The sequence below is a fragment of the Peribacillus huizhouensis genome, assembly GCF_014138605.1.
GTDB lineage: Bacteria > Bacillota > Bacilli > Bacillales > DSM-1321 > Peribacillus > Peribacillus huizhouensis.
Genome location: NZ_JACJHX010000006.1, coordinates 96,041 through 115,732, shown reverse-complemented (window position 1 = coordinate 115,732; position 19,692 = coordinate 96,041). Strand labels below are relative to the sequence as shown.

Sequence of the window (19,692 nt, the reverse complement as noted above, 5' to 3'; positions counted from 1 at the left end):
CCCACGAATGGAACGCTTATTGAATAGCCACTATCTAGTTAAACTGGAAGTAAGTTTCCAACAATATTACTGTTTACGACATTAATATAAGCTAAAGCACTTGCTTTAATCACATCTGTATCTGTTGCTTTGGCGATGTATTTTTCTCCTTTATAATCCACTTGTAACTTAACTTTACCTAGCGCTTCTTTCCCTCGTGATACTCTACTAATTTTGTATTCTAATAATTTAATATCTAAATCAATGATTTCTTTAATCGATGAATATAATGCATCAATAGGTCCAGAACCAACAGTGCTACTCTTAAAAATTTGATTTCCCTTCTTAATTTTCACACTCGCCGATGGAAATATTGGATTACTAATTACTTGGAGGTCAATTAGTTCATAGAAATTGTCGCTATAATATTTGATATCCTGATTATTCATATCATGTTTGGAGTAATAGTTTTCGGTTATGACATATAAATCATGGTTATACACTTCTTTTTTAACATCTGCTAACTCAAGAAAATGAGTAATTATATCTTCAAATTGTGGATCTGTTAATTGATTAAAGCCTAATTTTCCAAGTGCGTTTTTCACTGCATGACGACCAGAACGAGCCGTTAACACGAGTTCCATATCGGTTAAACCGACTTCTGTCGGGCTAATAATCTTATAAGCATCTCTTGACTTCAACACCCCATCTTGATGGATACCAGAAGAATGTGCAAAGGCATTATCACCTGTAATCGCTTTATTTACTTGAACATCAAGCCCCATTAAACTACTGACAAGTTTTGATGTATTCATTATTTCTTTCGTATTGATGTTTGAGTGAACGTTATAGAATGCTTGGCGCGTATTAAGAGCCATTACAACCTCTTCTAGTGCAGCATTACCTGCACGTTCACCAATGCCATTAATTGTACATTCAACTTTATCAGCGCCATTTTTAATAGCTGCCCTCGTGTTTGAAGTTGCCATTCCAAGGTCATTGTGACAATGTACACTTAAAAGTGCCTTATCATTTAGATTTTTCAAGCGGTCATTTAATTTGAAAATTAACTCACCAAACTCTTCAGGAACGGCATAACCAACTGTGTCAGGTACATTAATAATCGTAGCTCCCGCTTTCACAACAGCTTCAATTGTTGTCCATAATTACTCAAAATCTGATCGAGACGCATCTTCTGTAGAATATTGCACATCAGGGAGTAGTGTTTTTGCATAATTCACAGCTTCCACACCAATGTCTAAAATTTGATTTTTGGATTTACCGAATTTTTTCTCTACATGAATATCTGAAGTTCCAAGCACCATATGAATTAATGGTTTTTCAGCATATTTCACACATTATAAACAGAGTCAATATCTGCTTTTACCGCTCGTGCTAACGCTGTGATCATGATATCATCTGTATTTCCCACTTTCGTTGCAATTTCTTTCACAGCATTAAAATCACCAACTGAAGATGCAGGGAAACCAGCCTCAATAATATCGACTTGTAGTTTCCTTAATTGACGTGCTACTTCGAGTTTTTCATACAAATTAAGTTTTGCTCCAGGAACTTGCTCACCATCCCGTAAAGTCGTATCAAACACCCAAATTTTCTTGTCATTTCAAATTCACTCCTAATCAATAATAAAGTATAAAAAAGCCTCGCCTCTATAGAAACTATAGAGACGAGGCTTTGCTCGCGGTACCACTCTAATTGATTAATTCACATAATTAACCCACTCAATTCGGTGGCGTTTACCACCTATCCTAATAACGGTAGAAAACCGACATCCCCTACTATTAGTTCACGGAGTAGCTCATAGACGAGTTCAAAGGCAAATAACTGCCGATTTTCACCACCCATCGGCTCTCTGTAAGCTTATTCAATCTTTTACTATTTCCAATCATTGCTTATAGATTATTTAGTTTTACATAATTCTAACTTGATAAAATTAAGTGGTAAAGAATAAATTATCAGAAAATAAATATTATTCGCTGATTTAGGGGTTATCGACAACTGTCTTGGTATAGAAACCTATCTTAATAAGATCGGTTTACGAACCTTATTTTTTTTAACAAAAATGAAATATAGCGAAAATTATTTTGATTAAATTTACTTATTACAGGGTAACGTAAAAATAATAAAGGAGGAGTAAAAATGAAAAAGAAAAAATATATTCTTGCATTAATGTCCACCATTTTATCTATGGGCTTCTTATACGGTTGTAATGGTGTGGACGAAAATGAACCAGATCCAACAGAAGAACCTTCAGAGCAAAAGGATGAAAATTCTCAATAAAGTACTATTTCAAATCGGTGGATTTTTCTCATCCTTCCTGTTAGGTAGTCCCGTTCTCCTGTCGCTAAGTCGCAATCTCACAATTAATAAAGCAACACACAAAATCGAATGAATGAACACAGACTAGTACGCCGACTAACTTAATATCGTAATGTACCAGCTCTCGTCTTAATAAGTAAAAGATTGATATATGACATACATAGTATGCCATGATTTACAAAGCGCAATAAGCGGGAAAGTCTTTCTATAGACAGACTTCCCCCGCTAATTTAGCTAAAATCAGCTGTATGACAATTGATATCGTTTAAACTTAATTCTAAATCGTTTTCCACCTCTATTTCATCAGTCTGATATGGAAAAAAATGAAGTTCTCCTTTATATACTAATTGAAGTCTTTTCAGAGCCAATAAATTTTGCGGTGTCACCATATTTGTGATTTATCAATTACATGTTTTTTTCATTTAATATCGTTGCTACAAATTGAGAACAGAGAAAAATATTTTCACTGTTCTCAATTTGTATTTAGTAGATTAGAAAAAAAGCCTAGTAAATTATATTTATAAATTTCTTTCTCAGCTTCAATTTGTTTCACTTTACCCATCAAATTTTATAACTATATATTTCACATTTAGCATTCTTAAATAATCCTACTGCTATTTCTTCCCTTACAAATCCTCCGATAAAAGGATTATTATGTTTTTTACGACCAAAACTGAAAATTTCACTTAATTCAGCTTCGAATGAGATTGTAACATGATTAAATGGCTGCGTTGTAAATAGTTTAATAAGCTTCGATAAATTCGTTCCTGTATCAGTAAATAGGAGATAGGAGATAAACCTTTCTATCATGTTAAATGCACCACAATTTACTATAGTTTCAAATTACCTTCTATCTTCCTTTTATATACCAAAATAGTTCATACCTAGCAGCCTTCAAAGCACAAAAAAATCTGGTAAACCGCCCAAATTGTATGCGGCGAGGCAGTAATATTAACACGTATAAAAAAGTTATGAGTGAAATACTTGCAAGAATTGAGAATTTATAATAAAAATAGCGACCATTTTCAACATTCAGTTATGCTAAGAAAATATGTGTATTTTCAGTCTTAACCTTGTCAAAAAATTATTTTTTAAGAATTTTGTTTTACAACATCAATAAGATTTTTTAAAACAAATGAATGACGACCGTATTTCCTTTTAAGCTCCCCATTGATTTAAGTATCACTTAATCAAATGTAAAATAGAATTTTTTCCCACCAATAAAACAATTAAGCTAGGTCAAGCTATAAAGGTATTTCAATTTGAATAGGAGAGGATTAGAATGAGCCCAAATAATCAACCAATTGATGTGAATCAACTTAACCAAGCTAAAGCAAATGTTACTCTTACTCAAACATTATTAAGTCAAGCAATCGAAAAGTCTGCTTCAGATCCAACCTTAGCTGAGGAAGCAATCAAACAAGCTGCGAATGAAATCGCTCAAGCCCAAACAGCTGTTAGTCAAGTTCATAGTGCATTAATCACACAAAAATCAGAATAAAGTAATATCGCAGTTGTCCTAATTCCGAATGGCTTAAACCCGACATCTACATTTTCCAGTTTATTGATCGTGTTAGTAATAGGCGTAGATTGTGATATCCTAACCATTTTGGGACAACATTATTTTGATTTCGAAGGCTTTTGGTCCTAGCAAGTATAAAGCATTATCAAAAAAATGAGATGAATGTCTTATGTTTACAATAATGGTGCGCCAATAGTTGTTTGTTTAAAAACTTATTCTGGCTGATTCAACGTATCATGTTTAAAAAAAGTGAAGCTTACACCAGTGGGGGTTCTACGTCCCCCACTGATTGTTAGTCCTAAACTACTTTCGCTTAGATCAATCGACAGAAGTACGAACTAAAGTTACTAAGGTTCAATGAATCACAGCCTAAGTGCGCCGCGTCCTTTAGTCTTTCGTCTGTGTGACCCACATCCTTTGAGCGCAAACTTTACCTCTGAGCAGTAACTCTTGGAAAGTTTCACTGTATCTAACCAATATAAACTTTCCTACTGAATAAAAAATGCAAATATTAATAATTAACACACCTTACATATAACACCATTAACGATACAAGAAAGAGGAAATTCTAAACATGACCTTGAAAAGTAATTTCACTAAGCTCTAAGTCTTAGTTTTCATGTCCCTGTTACATAATAATCAAACTTCAATCAGTGGGGTTTTAATGGCGTAATACGTGAGGAAAAAGAATAAAAACATCTCCGGTATTTTGGAGATGTTTCTGGTTACATATTTAATTAAGTGAAGCAATTCGATTCTTCCACAATTATTGATCTTGCAATATTGTAATTGCTAAAAATCAATGGGATAAGAATCATCATCAGGGGACGCTTTGTCGACTAGTTGATGGCTTATCCATCATGCATTCATACTTTGTGATTATTTCATTACATTTCTTCTTTAAAATTGAGATTTTCTAGTTATACCCTCGTTCACCAAATGGTTGAAGGTCATTTAACCACTTCTCTTCAAGCTTTTTCAACTCTTTTTTCACATCAAAATAGCCCTCTTTTTTCTTTTTTAGAATTTCTAAAACTTCAAAATTAAAAGCATTTTTCCCGAAATGATTCCAGTCTTCCTGAAGCATTTTATTTTTATGTCCACCTGTTTCTAGCATGAATTTTGTTCCATTTAATGTCTTCAAGTTGGGAGTACCTCCAATAAAAATCCTTTCGTTCATAATGTTTTTTATCTGATAGACTCCTGCTTCTATCGCTGTTTCTTTATAAATCTGTTTTAGTTCTTTTCTACGTTCCATATTTGCAACCTACTCTCCAACATTATTTTTTCAACCAATACTGGCTCCCATCGGCTTTTCGATCTAAAAAGCCATATTCAATTAAATATCTTCTTAACAAAACATAGTCGTGATAAACATCCTTCAGAAGTTGATTTATTTCCTTTTCTTCATAAAGATGTTCATCTACAAAACGTTCAGTTAGCGCCCGAAGTACAATAAGTCTCTGCTTTTCCTTCGGTGGGAAGGATTTCAAGGGGCCTTTAATCCCTTCAGGAAAATACTTATTTAAGATTTTCTTATTCTCTTCTTCAGTTATGTTGTAGCGGTCATCGACCAGCCTTGCTGTACTATGATAGTCAATAAAAGCAGGAGCATGATCGTCTCTCTCCTTTAATAATTCCATCATTGTCAAAAAGATCTTAGCCTGACGCTCTTTCTCTTTTAATACAAAGCGATGGTTCCTAATCGTAGAAGCACTTCCAATCCCCATTTCTTTTTGTACTTCTGTATCGCTATTCCCTTCATAGAAAAGACGGAGAAGTCGGTTTTGGTGATCCGTTAGCCCAGTAAGCTTTTTATCCAGATTAATCATGTATTCAAACACTGACTGATGAGTGTTCTCAATATGATGGCGCATAAACCTTTCAGCTTCGTAAAAAACACCATTATCTTGGTAGACAATTCCTTTTTCAACCGATTTTCCGCATAGAAGGCATATATAATTAGTCGTTTCTTCGATATATCCATGTTTAAGTTCTGTTAGCGAAGCATTCCAAAATAAATCAGACAGTTGCATTTTAATAGTCACTTCCTCAATCATTTTATTAATTAATAAACATTTTATTAATTTGTTTATTTAATGTCAAACATTTTTAATGAAAGTTTGTTTATTTTAATGACAATCAAATTGATATGGCAGAACCAACCTACGATTTTAGATTTGGACTATCCCCTTTAGTAACTATTCGCGCAAACGTGTAAATCAAACGATTGGTGTTTATGAAAGGCTGTTTTCGCATAATTTGTTGCTTTTCATTTATTTGTACACTACTACTCTGGGCTGATTCCCGTTACAGGTACTCGCATTCTGGGAGCAGTCTCAGGAGCCTCTTCAGTGCTTTGCACTTGAGGATTTTCCCTCAAAACGCTTCTCTAAGAAGGGGTTTCGCATCTTCCACTACAATCAAATCTTTACGAAAAGGGCCTTATGAAAAAATAGCATCTTTAAATAAGATTAGAAGTATAGTGAAATATTATCATTTCATTCTGTACTAATTTTATAAAGTAACTGTTACATTTTAGTTTTATAATCTGTATTATTAAATAGTACAAACAGAATGAAACAGTTGATAAATCTTGCTATTTTTACATGTTCTTAATACTTTATCAATAAAGTAAACTAAAAAAGACACCAATAAAATGTGAATGGCATCTTTTTTGTTTGAATTTAGTTAACATAATAATTTTATAGGTAATTATTTTTTCATTCAAAATGGAAGCAAAAAAATACTGCCCTCCCATTTAAGGAAGAGCAGCATTTTTATTTCAGTCTTGTTATTACACTGTCTATAACAACACGCCACATGTCTGGATCTGTCGTAACTCTTTCTTTAAATTGAGCAAATACTTCTTGTTGTTTGTCTTTGAAATTTGCAGCTTCTTTATCAGGAAGTTGGACCAACAATGATTGTAAAAACTCCTGAACTTTTTCTGCCCGAGGTCCCCATACTTTTTGCTCATTTCCAGCTTCATCAATAAAGATAAAAATTGGAATAGAGCGTGCTGTTCCGTTCGTTAAATATTGATCCATCAATTCTAAATTTTCATCTCGAATTAAAAACTTCAATTCCATACTACTTTTTTCAGCGATTCGTTGAATAATCGGAACACAGAATGACGCGTCGCCACACCAATCAGCGGTAAGTACGATACCTCTCCACTTCTTATTAGCTAAATCTGAAAAAAATTGTAAATCTCCATTAGAAAATGCCACATTTTCATAAACACGAGACAGTTCATCACGATTTACTTCCATGCTCTTTCTATATTCTTCAAACGTCATTCCTTTTTCAAACCATGTACTCAATGACAACATCATCACTTCTTTCATATTGGTAATATCTCCATAATAAAAGATTTGCAATAATTTTGGAAGAAATTAATCTCGATTTCGACATGGTCTGTAGTCCTTGTTCCTTTTATAACTATTTCACTGCTCCTTCATATTTCTACCAAAAAAGATTTCATCCATTTCTCGCTTAAGTCTCCTCGTGATTTCTTCGACTTCGCTTTGTGAAATTTTATCTTTTGTATAGCCGAATAAATAATTATTTAGGTCAAATTCTCTTAATTTGCATTTTGTGTGGAAAATATTTTCTTGATACACATTGACATCAATCATGTCATATTGTTCTTTCACATTTTCAGGAATGTAATTTTGAATGGAGTTAATGTCTTGATCTATGAATAGTTTATGACCAAACTTGTCGCGTGTGAAGCCACGGACACGGAAATCCATAGTCATAATGTCGGTGTCGAATGAATGGATTAAATAATTTAATGCTTTGAGCGGGGAAATTTCACCACAAGTTGAAACATCAATATCTGCTCTAAATGTACTAATCCCTTCATCTGGATGATATTCGGGGTATGTATGCACGGTTATATGACTTTTATCAAGGTGCATAACCAGTGCCTCTGGCAAAGGACCCGGAGACTTCTCTAGAGATTCTGAAGGCGCAATAATTGGCCCTTCTGACACTAGCATTGTAACACTTGCTCCTTGTGGAAAATAATCTTGTCTGGCCACATTTAATACATGTGCACCAATCATATCTGAAACCGCTTCTAAAATGGCCGTTAACCGTTCAGCATTATATTGTTCATCGATATATTCCAAATATGCCTCGCGCTCTTCTTTCGTTTTTGTATAGCAAACATCATACATATTAAAGCTAAGCGATTTTGTTAAGTTATTAAAGCCATGCAGTTCGACACGCTGTTCTGGTGTAAGCTTCATTTATGATTCCCCCTATTGAAAAGTCAGTTATCTATTATCATTACCCAACCTCTTCGATAAAAAACGAGAAATTGAAGCAGATAGACAGATTAATCAAGCAGGTCATAACTGAATATTAATTAAAGGAAATAGGAGAAGTCGTTAATAAATCAGAGGCTTTCTCATAACGAAAGGGTCTGGCTCCGCAACGACTATATACAGACTATAGTATGTATTTGACTACTATAGTCTATATATAAAGTGCGAGGTCTGACCCTTTTGGGACACCCAATGGTTTTTACTTAAGGCTGTTTTCACATACTTTGTTGCTTTTCAATCATTTTTACACTAATAACCCGGGTTGATTTCCGTTGCAGGTCCTCGCTTTCCGCGGGCGGTCTCAGAAGCCTCCTCAGTGCTTTGCACTTGCGGGGTTCTTGCGGGGTCTCCCTCAACACGCTTTTCCCGCAGGAGTCTCGCACCTTCCACTACAATCAACATCTGTTCGAATTGGTTTTTTGCTAAAAACAACAATCTTTACGAAAAGAGCCTTACTTTATTAGCTTCCACTGATGCTGTCTTTCTACCGATTTTTCTTTCCCTTTATGTAGTAATTTAATCGTATAGGCCTTTAATTCAGGTAGTTCAGTTCCTTCTTTTGCTTCAAAAATTTGTGCTCTTTTGATTTTGCCTCCACCTTGCCCAACCTCTACATAATTCCCAGAAATCGGTGCTGTTAGATTAGATTTTACAAATGTACTCATTACGAACCTCCTTGTATTTGGTAAATATAGTACAATCATACATAATCAGGATAGCTTAATGCAAGTCATAAGATAGAGAATTCTCTGTTTAAATTTTGAAAACTTTGATTACTTAACGTGTACAAAAGATTTTACAAAGCTATTTTTCCTATTCCCTGCCCAATTGCTACCAACATATATCTTAGAATTATTACGAATGTAATCCGGTTTCATTTATTTACTAAAATAGAGTTATTATAAAAAGCTGTTTTAGTATATTGTTGCTTTTAAATTATATTTACACTACTATCCTGGGTTGACTTCCGTTAAAAGGTTCTCGCTATCCACAGGCGGACTCAAAAGCATCCTTAGAGCCTTGATTTGCGGGGGGTCCCTCAACACGGCCTTACACAGGAGTCTTACATATCAACTAAAATCAACAGCTGCTCGAATTTGTTACTTGTGAAAAACAACAATCTTTACGAAAAGATCCTTATATTAATATTATATTAATAATTTTAACCTACATCAATTCGTAGCTTTTATACAATAAGATGGTTTATACTATACGTACACGTCATACCTGATCAGGAGGAATTTACATGATAGACAATAATCAAGATAGCACAGAAGAAACACAAAAAAAGAAAATGAGCCTTCAAGACGCTATCAAGCAACAGCTAGAAGCTAAAAAAAATCAAGGTACTAAAGGTCAAACAAATAAGAATGGGTTGCAGACAGGTCAAAAGATGAAGAGCCAGCAAACGAAAAAAGTTAGCAATACCCGCAGAAAAATGGGTGTGTGATGAACGGTCAAACTAGAAAAGATATTACACCTGGCGCTGCCGTTGAAATAGTTCTAAAAGCGGACCAACGTACCGGAAAATTAACAAGTGGAATTGTAAAGGATATTTTAACGAAATCAAGTTCTCATCCTCATGGAATAAAAGTAAGATTAACCGACGGACAAATTGGCAGAGTGAAAAATATCCGTTCATGATTTTTATAAAAAAGCATCGAGAAATATTCTCTGATGCTTTTTACTTCTTTTCAAAACTTGTTAGGAAGATACCATCAGCAACTTCAATAATTTTTACTTCTACAAACCCTAGTGACAAATATAGATTTTTTGCTGGATAGTTTTTCTCACCAGTCATCACCGTTATTTTTTTTGAACCTTTGATTGCATGTAAAACATAGTGAACAAGTTTTTTTGCTATTCCTTTCCTGAAAAAGCTAGGATGAACAACCATACGGCAAATATTGATATTTTTTTCTGTTTCTTCTAGGGATATGAACCCAACAAGTTGATTTTCAATGAAATAACCGAAAAATTGCTCTTCACTAGCCTGTATCGTCTCTACAGTATCTTTGAGAGGAGGTATTTCATAAAAATTAATTAACTGTGCTTCAATTTGATAAGCTGGTAGTTGGATCTGTAATACTTCACGTGCTGTTTTCTTTAGTTTTACATTTATTGCCTTGATCAAAATAAATCCCCTTAGCTAAATTACTTTTTTTGGGTGTTCCAATGATTTATCATCTATAAAAAACAAATATACTTGTGACATTAATCATTCACCTATTTCCTATAGCCTCTCTTTTTATTCTTAAACCAAAACGGAAGGGCTGTCACTTAACGAAAGGATCAGACCCCACTACAGCTAAATTCAGATTATAGTTCGTATTTTACGACAATTTACTGTGTTAAAAGTACGAGATAAGACATTTGGGGACACCCTTAATGGCGATTAGTCCAGATTAATCGAATTCCCTTCTTCTACCACGTGGAATAAAAGATGTGCCAAGTGATGAATAGGTCCATACGAATCATCTTCTTCATCATCCTCTGGGAAGTCATCAACTCCTTGTAAATAAAGTGTCATAAACTCATAAAAGTCTTTTATTGCAAAAGCATAACATGCTTGTGGATCATCATTGTCTTCTTCATATTGAAGCATCAAATAGTTAAGATCCCCATCTTTGTCTTGTCCATCAAAAAATACGAAAAATCCGACATTCGTATCAAGTTCAAAAAATCGTCGTGTTCCCCCAATAGTTGCTTGTTCGAATTCCTGCTCCGTCAGTTTTTGGACAAGCATTGTATCTACATCGTCTTCTTTGTGAAATGTTACAGTAAATGATTTCATCATATCCTCCTTTAATTTGGTGACTGTGTTAGTACTATAACCGATTATTGGAGATTATATAAAATCTATTTCCAGATAAATCGGGCAATGATCACTTCCAAGAACGTGAGGATGAATGCCAGCATCCTTTAAATTGGAATCAAGACGTTTTGAGGCTAGGAAATAGTCAATCCGCCAGCCAATGTTTCGTTCCCTCACTTTACTCATATAGGACCACCAAGTGTAAGCCCCTTCCATGTCTGGGTGAAAATAACGAAATGTGTCAATAAATCCCATTTTAAGCAATTCTGTCATTTTCTCACGCTCTTCAACAGTAAATCCAGAATTGCCAATATTTGATTTTGCATTTCGTATATCAATCTCCTGGTGAGCAACGTTTAAATCACCGCAAAATAGAACAGGCTTCTTCTGATCGAGTTCAGTTAAATAGGCTCGAATTTCATCTTCCCATTCTAGTCGATATTCAAGTCTCGTTAAATCACGTTTCGCATTTGGCACATACACATTTACAAGATAAAAATCCTCGAACTCTAACGTAATAATACGTCCTTCAGCTTCTTCTTCTCGCTCTCCGACACCATATGAAACAGATAATGGTTTTTGTTTTGTAAAAATAGCCGTTCCTGAGTAGCCTTTTTTCAATGCATAATTCCAATATTGATTGTAGCCATTAAGCTCCAATTCAATTTGCCCTTCTTGCAGCTTTGTTTCCTGTAGACAGAAGATATCTACGTCTACTTCGTGAAAATAATCAAGAAAACCTTTCTTAACACAGGCTCGAATTCCGTTTACATTCCAAGAAACTAATTTCATTTTTCTACTCTCCCCAATACTTTTGCTAATCATCTTTTTCTACTATACATTGTTCATACTCTTATTCCTATTAAAGAACATCTGAAAACAAACGGCTGAATGCTTCCTTCGATTTCACAACAAATCCGCGTTTACGATAAGAGTCCATTTCTACCTTATCACTATCTAGTATATCTCCTTCATAGTCCTCCACAAGCTCATTAATAGATTGTGTTCCGAGTAAAAAAACATTTACTTCGAAATTCAAATGAAAACTGCGTTTGTCCATATTAGCTGTTCCTATCGTCGCCATATCATGATCTACAATTATTACTTTCTGATGTAAAAATCCCTTTTTATACAAAAATATCTCAACATTGCATTCCAAGAGTTCATTGAAATAGGAACGACTTGCATATTGAGTCAGAAATCCATCATTTATTTCTGGAATCATTAACCGTACTTGAACCCCTTTTAGTGCAGCAGATTTCATGGCTGCACGAATTGCCTCATCAGGAACGAAATAAGGAGTTGCAATCCATATCGATTTCGTAGCACACGAAATAAGCGAATAATAAAAATCACTCATGATGCCTTGCTGAGTATCTGGCCCGCTTGCTACAATCTGAACCGCACCGTCACCTCTGTTAGTTCGCTTCATTTTTGCTCTTTCACTAAGCACCTGTTCCCCGCTTACATACTCCCAATCCATTAAAAATACCGTATGTAACGTATAAACAGCTTCACCTTCTATTTTTAGATGAGTATCTCTCCAGAAGCCAATTTTTTTATTTCTTCCTAAATACTCTTCCCCAACATTCAACCCACCGACGAAACCTGTGTGTCCATCAATTACAATGATTTTCCTATGATTTCTAAAATTGAATTTTTGATTAAAAAAACCACTTTTCAATGGTGAGAATGGTTGTACCTTTACCCCTGCTAAAACCAATTTCTTAATATCGGACTTAGCTAAGCTAAAGCTACCAGCAGCATCAAAAATGAATAAAACTTCCACTCCTTCTTTAGCCTTTTCTATTAAAATATGTATGATCTCTTTTCCAAGCCTATCTGATCTGAAAATATAATATTCAATATGAATAAACTGCTTTGCTTCTTTTAGGTTCTTTATAATTTCACTAAATGTTTCTTTCCCATTTTTTAAAACATACGTATTTGAGTTCGTGCTAAATGTAGTTTGTGATGCATTTCTTGCAAACGTTGAAAATACTCTTTGATGGTCGTTTAGAAAGGATAAATTAGGTGAAGTCGCTTCATTAACTAATCTCTTCCATTCTTCGCGATTTTGCTGGCGTTTCGTCCTAAACAAATAACCCTTTAAGTAAAGCTGTCCTGAATATAGATAAAACATATAGCCAAACAAAGGTATAAACAGCAATACATACATCCAAAGCAAAGTGTGGTGTGAAGAACGGTATTCTAACATCAAGGAATACATTGTAATTAGAATAATTAATACATATAATCCAATCGAAAAAAGTTTCAAGTTTAAACTAAAGTTACTGAAAAGAACAATATAAACGGCACACATTAAGATAAATAAAAATACAAACTCTATGCTCCGTCTTTTCATAAGGCTCATCCTCATCTAAATAAATTATTCTCTCTCTTCTTTATACCCGATTATTAGAATAAAGAAAACCTTGTAAGCATATTGACAGAACATATTAAGTGAAACTTCAAATACTGGGTGTTTTCTTCATCCTCCATCTACGATTCTTCGATTCCTCTTATATTAAATTACAGGTATTGACTTTCTGTTAATGTGGATAAATAAATGATTAACCAAAAACAATTGTTGAATGAACATTGTATATCAAATCAATATTCGCTTTGAAAAACAAAACATTGGCTCCCATCTTTTAAATTATGATTATATAAGAAAAAAATAAAAGGTAAAAAGCACTCCCAAATTTTATGGAAGTGCTCCTTATTTAATCCCACATTAACGGGCAGTAAAAGCCCGATTGGTGAGATTCAGTTAACTCTTACCTTTGTGGTCTTCAATGGTTTATTTGAATCACACAAGGATGTAAGTCACACAGACGAAAGACTAAATGACCGGGCGTACTTAGTCTTTGATTCATTGAAATCGTGTTCGTAAATGTCGCTTTACCAAAACAAACATTAGAAAGGGACTAACAATCAGTGGAGGATGAAACCCCCACTGATTGAAGTTTCACTTTATACTAACATTTCATATAGTTCTTTGTATTCCTTAGAAGACGTATCCCAGCTATAATCAATATTCATCGCTCGTTCAACAAGTTGTTTCCATTTCTTCGGTTGATAGCGATATAACCAAACCGCCCTTTCAATCGTGTATAACATATCATGAGCATTGAAATTCGAGAAGCTGAATCCATTCCCTTGATCGTTCAACTCATTATAAGGAACGACAGTATCTTTTAGACCTCCAGTTTCTCTTACCAGTGGAAGTGTACCATAGCGCAGTGCAAGCAGCTGCCCGATTCCACAAGGCTCAAACTGGGAAGGCATCAAGAAAAGGTCAGAACCCGCATAGATTTTTCTTGATAATCCTTCATCAAAATAGATCTGTGCTGAAACTTGTTCAGGGTAGCGATGTGCTAAATCTTTAAAGGCCCATTCATAATGTTCCTCGCCTGTTCCAAGTACGATTATCTGAACATTTTGCTTGAGAATACCTTCTACAACATGAAGAACTAAATCGATCCCTTTTTGATCAACTAGCCTTGTTACCATTGAAATGACTGGAATACTTTCATTCACTGGAAGACCTAATTGTTCTTGGAGCAGTCGTTTGTTCTCCATTTTTCCTTCATATGATTTATAGCCTGTGAAAAGAGCTTGATCTAGTGCTGGGTTATAAGAGTCAAGATCAATTCCATTGATAATTCCACGTAGATTTTCACTTCGCTTTCGCAAGAATCCATCTAAGTTTTCTCCATAATACGACATTTGAATTTCATTTGCATAAGTCGGACTAACGGTAGTCAAATAATCTGCATATGCCAGACCTGCTTTCATATAGCTAACGCTTCCTTGAAATTCCAGACCGTCCATATGGAAATATAACTCACTTAAATCAAGTAGCTCTGCTAAAACACTCTTAGAAAATACTCCTTGATATCGTAGATTATGGATCGTGAAGATAGTCTTGATCCCCTGATAAAATGGATGATTACGATAATGTGCCTTTAATAAAACAGGGATAGGGCCTGTCTGCCAATCATGGCAATGGATAATATCAGGTTTGCAGTCAAGATGAGGAATTGCTTCAAGCACTGCCCTCGAAAAAAAGGCGAACCGTTCCCCATCATCGTAATAGCCATAACTTCCATGCCGTTTGAAGTAGTATTCGTTATCTAGAAAATAGATGTTGATCCCTTCATGCACTAGTCTTTCGATTCCACAATATTGTTCTCTCCAGCCGACAGGTACATCAATGATTTTAATGAGTTCTAATTGATTCTTATATTCTTCTGCAAGGTCACTGTATTTAGGTAAAACAACCGTCACACTGACACCTTGTTGTTGCAAAGCTTTTGGCAATGCACCGATTACATCTCCTAGACCTCCAGTTTTGATGAATGGCGCACACTCGGATGCTGCATATAAAATATTCATTTCAAATCCCCCGTCACACTACATCTGCTTTTTTTACGATACGTGGTATAGAATCACCTATGACAACTTGTTCTGATGTAATTTTTACTTGTTTATCCGTTATCACATTTTCGACATACGTTCCTTCATTGATTTCTCCTTTTTGCATGATGATACTATTTTTTACAACGGCTCCTTTTCGAATTTTCACTCCACGGAATATAATACTGTTTTCAACCGTACCTTCAATGTCACAGCCATTCGCAACTAAAGAATTTGATACTTTAGAAGAAATAGAATATTTCACAGGTGCTTCGTGCTTGATCTTTGTATATATATCCCATGTATCATAAAAGAAGGCTTGTGCGAGCTCCGGATTTAGGAAATCCATATTGCTTTTATAGAAGCTAGAAATAGAATGAATAAATGGAAAATATCCTTTATAATGATAGCTATTTACTTTTAAATGGTGTAAATTTGCCTTCACGCCATCTTTTAAGAAATCATATTCGCCATTTTCACAGCAAGTTTTTATGATCTCGATGAGCAAGTCCTTTTTAATGACAAAAGTCTCAAGACCTACAGATTCCCCCTGTTCAGGAGATGTATAGAGTTCGATATTCTTGACCCTTCCATCATTCTGAATCGAATATTTATGATAAATGGGCTTGTCTACAGGTTCGCCATCAAAATCTTTATAGATAACGGTAATATCCGCGCAACTTTCTTTATGATATTCAACAATTTCTTGAAAATCCATTTTACAGACATGATGGCCAGGTGAGATAACAACCGTATCTTCAGGAGAACGGAGAAAAAACTCGATGTGATCGTGAAATTGCTGTAAATCTCCTTTTATAAGTTCATCCGGATGAGTAGGAGGCAGTATGAACAAGCCTCCATTACGTCTATCTAAATCCCATTCCTTCCCTGAGCCAAGATGATCCATAATTGACCGGTATTTTTCTTTCGTAAACACTGCAACTTTGGTTATATCTGCATGAATAAAATTCGACATAATAAAATCAATAAGCCTGTATCTTCCACCAAATGGTACTGCTGAAAGACAGCGATGTGATGTTAATTCTTTTAAATATTGTTTTTCGTTTACGAGATTAATAACTCCAATTACATTATCCAAATACAGCGACTCCCCTATATGCATATTCTTATTTAATCCTACTTTTCTCGTTAGTTGCAACGTATGAAATATTCTCGGCATCTCCAATGACAGTAATTTCAGCAGCAGGTGAACTTGAACCAATTTCTGCACCATCTTCAATACAGATGTCACTCGCAATGATTGCATTATTAATCGTAACATTGTTTCCGATTTTCACATTAGGCATAATAACTGAGTCTTTTATTGTTGTATTTTTCCCTACATGAACATTGTATGAAAGAACAGAATGATTAATTGTACCGTGAACGATACAGCCTTCATTTACTAGAGATTGTGTGATATTAGCTTCAGATGAAATATATTGTGGCGCATGATTTGCGTTACCAGCATAGAACTTCCAATGCGGATCATTTAAATCAAAACCAGGTATATCATTCAATAGATCCATATGAGCTTCCCATAAACTTTCGACTGTCCCTACGTCCTTCCAATAGCCTTCGAATCGATATGCATATAAATTCTTACCGTCCCCTAGAATTTTTGGGATAATATCCTTACCAAAATCTTTTGTGGAAAATGGATCGTGCTCATCCTCGATTAGATACTGTTTCAATAGTTTCCAGTCAAATAAATAAACGCCCATTGATGCTAAATTGCTTTTTGGATCCGCGGGTTTTTCTTCAAACTCAGAGATCTTATCTTCATCGTCTGTATTCATAAGGCCGAATCGACTTGCTTCTGACCAAGGTACTTCTATGACCGCTATAGTTGCTTGGGCATTCTTTTCAACATGGTATTTAAACATCTTGCTATAGTCCATTTTGTAAATATGATCTCCAGATAATACAAGTACATATTCTGGGTCATAATGGTCAATATATTGAATGTTTTGATAGACTGCATTCGCTGTACCCGCGTACCACTCCCCGCCATCTTTTCCTTGATATGGTGGAAGAACGGAAACTCCGCCAAAGTTCCGGTCCAAATCCCATGGTCTACCATTACCAACATAATGATTCAAGACAAGTGGTTGATATTGAGTTAACACACCAACTGTATCAATTCCAGAATGAGTACAGTTACTTAAGGGGAAATCAATGATACGGTATTTTCCGCCAAACGGAACAGCCGGTTTTGCAAGTCCAGTCGTTAATTCGCCAAGCCTTGATCCTTGCCCTCCTGCTAATAACATTGCGATCCATTTTTTAGATTTCATTATGAATTACTCTCCCCTGCCGCTTTTTAGTTTGTTTCATGAAGATTGCTATGCCAAGTGGCGGAACTTTAATGTTCATGCTGTATGGCTGGTTATGGTGAGGCTGTTTGTCTACTGTAATTACTTTCTCATTAAGTTGGCCTGAACCACCAAAGATTTCCTCATCGCTATTTAATACCTCGATGTATTTTCCAGTAGATGGTACTCCAATTCGATAATCATGATAAACAGCTGTTGAAAAATTGCAGACAATAATGCAATAGTCTCCTTTCCGTTTTCCATGCCTCATGAAGGTAATGACACTTTGATCACGATTATCAGCGTCAATCCATTCAAATCCATCCTGCTCATGATCTAATCTCCATAAGCTGGATGTATTTTTATAAAAATGCTGAATCGTTTTAATATAACGATTCAGATTAGCATGTGACTCATAATCGAGTAGAAGCCAGTCTAACTCTTCTAACTCTTTCCATTCAGCAAATTGGCCAAATTCAGCCCCCATGAATACAAGTTTTTTACCCGGATGTGTCATTAAATAGCCATAAAGCAGCCGATAATTAGCAAATTTCTGCCAATAATCGCCTGGCATTTTATTCAATAAAGACAGTTTCCCATGAACTACATCGTCATGTGAAAAAGGAAGTATAAAATTTTCAGAAAACGCATAAAAAAAAGAAAATGTCAAAAGATTATGATGATATGGTCTTTCAGAAGGATGGAGTTTCATATATTTTAGAAGATCATTAGCCCATCCCATATTCCATTTGTAATTAAAGCCTAATCCGCCAATGGAAGTTGGTGCACTTACTAACGGATGATCTGTCGCCTCCTCTGCCATCATTAAAACTCCAGGGTATTTGGCAAATACGGCTTCATTCATTTTTTTCAAAAATGATATGGCTTCAACATTCTCCTCACCGCCAAATTGGTTCGTTAACTTCTCTGATTGAGGATTATCGTGATTCAGATAAATCATTGAGGAAACCGCATCTGCACGGAAACCATCTATATGATAAATCTCCATCCAAAACAATATGTTAGAGATTAGAAAACTATGAATCTCCGGTTTGCTAAAATCAAAACTATAGGTTCCCCAGAGAGGACGATCTGCTTTCCGTGAATCATGAGGTTCATAAAGTGGCGTTCCATCAAAACGGCCTAATCCATGTTCATCTCTGCAAAAATGTGCCGGCACCCAATCAAGGATAACTCCTATCTCTTTTTGATGACATTGGTCAACGAAATACATAAAATCTTCTGGACTTCCATGTCTGCTTGTTATTGAATAAAATCCAGTAAGCTGATAGCCCCAAGATAAATCTAATGGATGTTCCATTACTGGCATTACTTCAATATGTGTGAATCCATGTTCGACCACATAGTCGATAAGCTCATCTGCAAGTTCTCGATAGGAGTACAGATCTCCATTTTCTTTCTTTTTCCAAGATGCCATATGTAATTCGTACACAAGAAGCGGTTTATGGTAAGATTTTTCTTTGTCTCGCTTGATTAGCCATTTTTTATCCTTCCATTGATATTGGTCCAAACGCTTTACTACAGATGCTGTGTTTGGCCGTAATTCAGAGAAAAACGCGTAGGGATCTGCTTTTAATTTTCTCTCCCCATTTACGGTTTCAATCTCATACTTATATATTTCTCCTTCTTCGAGACCAGGGATGAAAGAAACCCAAATTCCAGAATGTTTCACTTGCAGCATTTGGTTTTCGTTCCCATTCCAGTTATTAAAATCTCCAACAACTGCTACTCGTTTTGCATGCGGAGCCCAAACGGAAAAGCGAACACCGTCAATCCCTTTATATGTACTGACATGAGCACCTAACATCTTATAACTTTCAAATAGAGTTCCTTCGTGAAATAAATGTAATTCTAATTCACTAGGAGCTATATCTGTATTCTGACTCGCTATGCTATTCACTTGATCCACCTCCAATTTTAAAAAATGGTTACTAAACATGC

Annotated in this window: 18 protein-coding genes, 1 pseudogene and 1 other annotated feature; of the genes and pseudogenes, 4 read left to right on the top strand and 15 right to left on the bottom strand. The window is 35.2% G+C overall.

Annotated features, from left to right (window positions below; all coding sequences use genetic code 11):
* Positions 1-38 precede the first annotated feature (38 nt).
* Positions 39-1,591, bottom strand: a pseudogene (locus HNP81_RS11545) (2-isopropylmalate synthase).
* 68 nt (positions 1,592-1,659) lie between these two features.
* Positions 1,660-1,898: a binding site (T-box leader), on the bottom strand.
* Positions 1,899-2,139: 241 nt separating this feature from the next.
* On the opposite strand from HNP81_RS11545, the gene HNP81_RS11540 reads away from it, so the two are divergent.
* Complete coding sequence (locus tag HNP81_RS11540) at positions 2,140-2,280, top strand: hypothetical protein (RefSeq protein WP_182502720.1); 141 nt, start codon at positions 2,140-2,142, stop codon at positions 2,278-2,280.
* Between the two features lie 600 nt (positions 2,281-2,880).
* Here the strand turns inward: HNP81_RS11540 and HNP81_RS11535 are convergent.
* Complete coding sequence (locus tag HNP81_RS11535; protein ID WP_182502719.1) at positions 2,881-3,129, bottom strand: hypothetical protein; 249 nt, start codon at positions 3,127-3,129, stop codon at positions 2,881-2,883.
* Positions 3,130-3,601: 472 nt separating this feature from the next.
* Between HNP81_RS11535 and HNP81_RS11530 the strand changes: the two genes are divergently transcribed.
* Complete coding sequence (locus HNP81_RS11530) at positions 3,602-3,820, top strand: hypothetical protein (protein WP_034300987.1); 219 nt, start codon at positions 3,602-3,604, stop codon at positions 3,818-3,820.
* A 937-nt stretch (positions 3,821-4,757) separates the two neighbouring features.
* Here HNP81_RS11530 and HNP81_RS11525 read toward each other — a convergent pair.
* The 5 genes from HNP81_RS11525 to HNP81_RS11505 form a co-directional block, all read right to left on the bottom strand.
* Positions 4,758-5,099, bottom strand: coding sequence for a GIY-YIG nuclease family protein (locus HNP81_RS11525; protein ID WP_182502718.1), 342 nt, complete (start codon positions 5,097-5,099; stop codon positions 4,758-4,760).
* 22 nt (positions 5,100-5,121) lie between these two features.
* A complete protein-coding gene (locus HNP81_RS11520) occupies positions 5,122-5,877 on the bottom strand; it encodes a DUF2087 domain-containing protein (protein WP_182502717.1) in 756 nt (251 codons plus the stop codon).
* Between the two features lie 744 nt (positions 5,878-6,621).
* Complete coding sequence (locus tag HNP81_RS11515) at positions 6,622-7,191, bottom strand: thioredoxin family protein (RefSeq protein WP_051404911.1); 570 nt, start codon at positions 7,189-7,191, stop codon at positions 6,622-6,624.
* A gap of 99 nt (positions 7,192-7,290) precedes the next feature.
* The gene (speD, locus tag HNP81_RS11510) at positions 7,291-8,100 is read right to left on the bottom strand and encodes an adenosylmethionine decarboxylase (protein ID WP_028391287.1); all 810 of its coding nucleotides are present in this window, start codon (positions 8,098-8,100) and stop codon (positions 7,291-7,293) included.
* A 530-nt stretch (positions 8,101-8,630) separates the two neighbouring features.
* A complete protein-coding gene (locus HNP81_RS11505) occupies positions 8,631-8,843 on the bottom strand; it encodes a hypothetical protein (protein ID WP_182502716.1) in 213 nt (70 codons plus the stop codon).
* Positions 8,844-9,424: 581 nt separating this feature from the next.
* On the opposite strand from HNP81_RS11505, the gene HNP81_RS11500 reads away from it, so the two are divergent.
* Together HNP81_RS11500 and HNP81_RS11495 are read left to right on the top strand one after the other, a co-directional pair.
* Positions 9,425-9,628: a hypothetical protein gene (locus HNP81_RS11500; protein WP_182502715.1), complete on the top strand. Its 204-nt coding sequence runs from the start codon at positions 9,425-9,427 to the stop codon at positions 9,626-9,628.
* Entirely contained in the window at positions 9,628-9,822 is a 195-nt protein-coding gene (locus HNP81_RS11495) for a YwbE family protein (RefSeq protein WP_028391290.1), read from the top strand. The genes HNP81_RS11500 and HNP81_RS11495 overlap by 1 nt, the downstream gene beginning before the upstream one ends.
* Before the next feature lie 40 nt (positions 9,823-9,862).
* On the opposite strand, the gene HNP81_RS11490 is transcribed toward HNP81_RS11495, so the two are convergent.
* The 8 genes from HNP81_RS11490 to glgB form a co-directional block, all read right to left on the bottom strand.
* Entirely contained in the window at positions 9,863-10,312 is a 450-nt protein-coding gene (locus tag HNP81_RS11490; RefSeq protein WP_182502714.1) for a GNAT family N-acetyltransferase, read from the bottom strand.
* Positions 10,313-10,573: 261 nt separating this feature from the next.
* Positions 10,574-10,972: a cytosolic protein gene (locus HNP81_RS11485; protein WP_182502790.1), complete on the bottom strand. Its 399-nt coding sequence runs from the start codon at positions 10,970-10,972 to the stop codon at positions 10,574-10,576.
* 54 nt (positions 10,973-11,026) lie between these two features.
* Positions 11,027-11,785, bottom strand: a complete 759-nt coding sequence (locus HNP81_RS11480) for an exodeoxyribonuclease III (protein ID WP_182502713.1) — start codon at positions 11,783-11,785, stop codon at positions 11,027-11,029.
* Between the two features lie 70 nt (positions 11,786-11,855).
* On the bottom strand, positions 11,856-13,358 hold the full coding sequence (cls, locus tag HNP81_RS11475) for a cardiolipin synthase (RefSeq protein ID WP_182502712.1): 1,503 nt from the start codon (positions 13,356-13,358) through the stop codon (positions 11,856-11,858).
* Positions 13,359-13,969: 611 nt separating this feature from the next.
* A complete protein-coding gene (gene glgA / locus HNP81_RS11470; RefSeq protein WP_182502711.1) occupies positions 13,970-15,394 on the bottom strand; it encodes a glycogen synthase GlgA in 1,425 nt (474 codons plus the stop codon).
* Positions 15,395-15,407: 13 nt separating this feature from the next.
* Positions 15,408-16,514: a glucose-1-phosphate adenylyltransferase subunit GlgD gene (gene glgD / locus HNP81_RS11465; protein ID WP_182502710.1), complete on the bottom strand. Its 1,107-nt coding sequence runs from the start codon at positions 16,512-16,514 to the stop codon at positions 15,408-15,410.
* A gap of 28 nt (positions 16,515-16,542) precedes the next feature.
* Complete coding sequence (locus HNP81_RS11460; RefSeq protein ID WP_220478560.1) at positions 16,543-17,712, bottom strand: glucose-1-phosphate adenylyltransferase; 1,170 nt, start codon at positions 17,710-17,712, stop codon at positions 16,543-16,545.
* Positions 17,702-19,651 carry a 1,4-alpha-glucan branching protein GlgB gene (gene glgB / locus HNP81_RS11455; protein ID WP_312859672.1) on the bottom strand — a complete coding sequence of 650 codons (1,950 nt, stop codon included), beginning with the start codon at positions 19,649-19,651 and terminating at the stop codon, positions 17,702-17,704. Before glgB ends, HNP81_RS11460 begins: the two co-directional genes overlap by 11 nt.
* Positions 19,652-19,692: the final 41 nt, after the last annotated feature.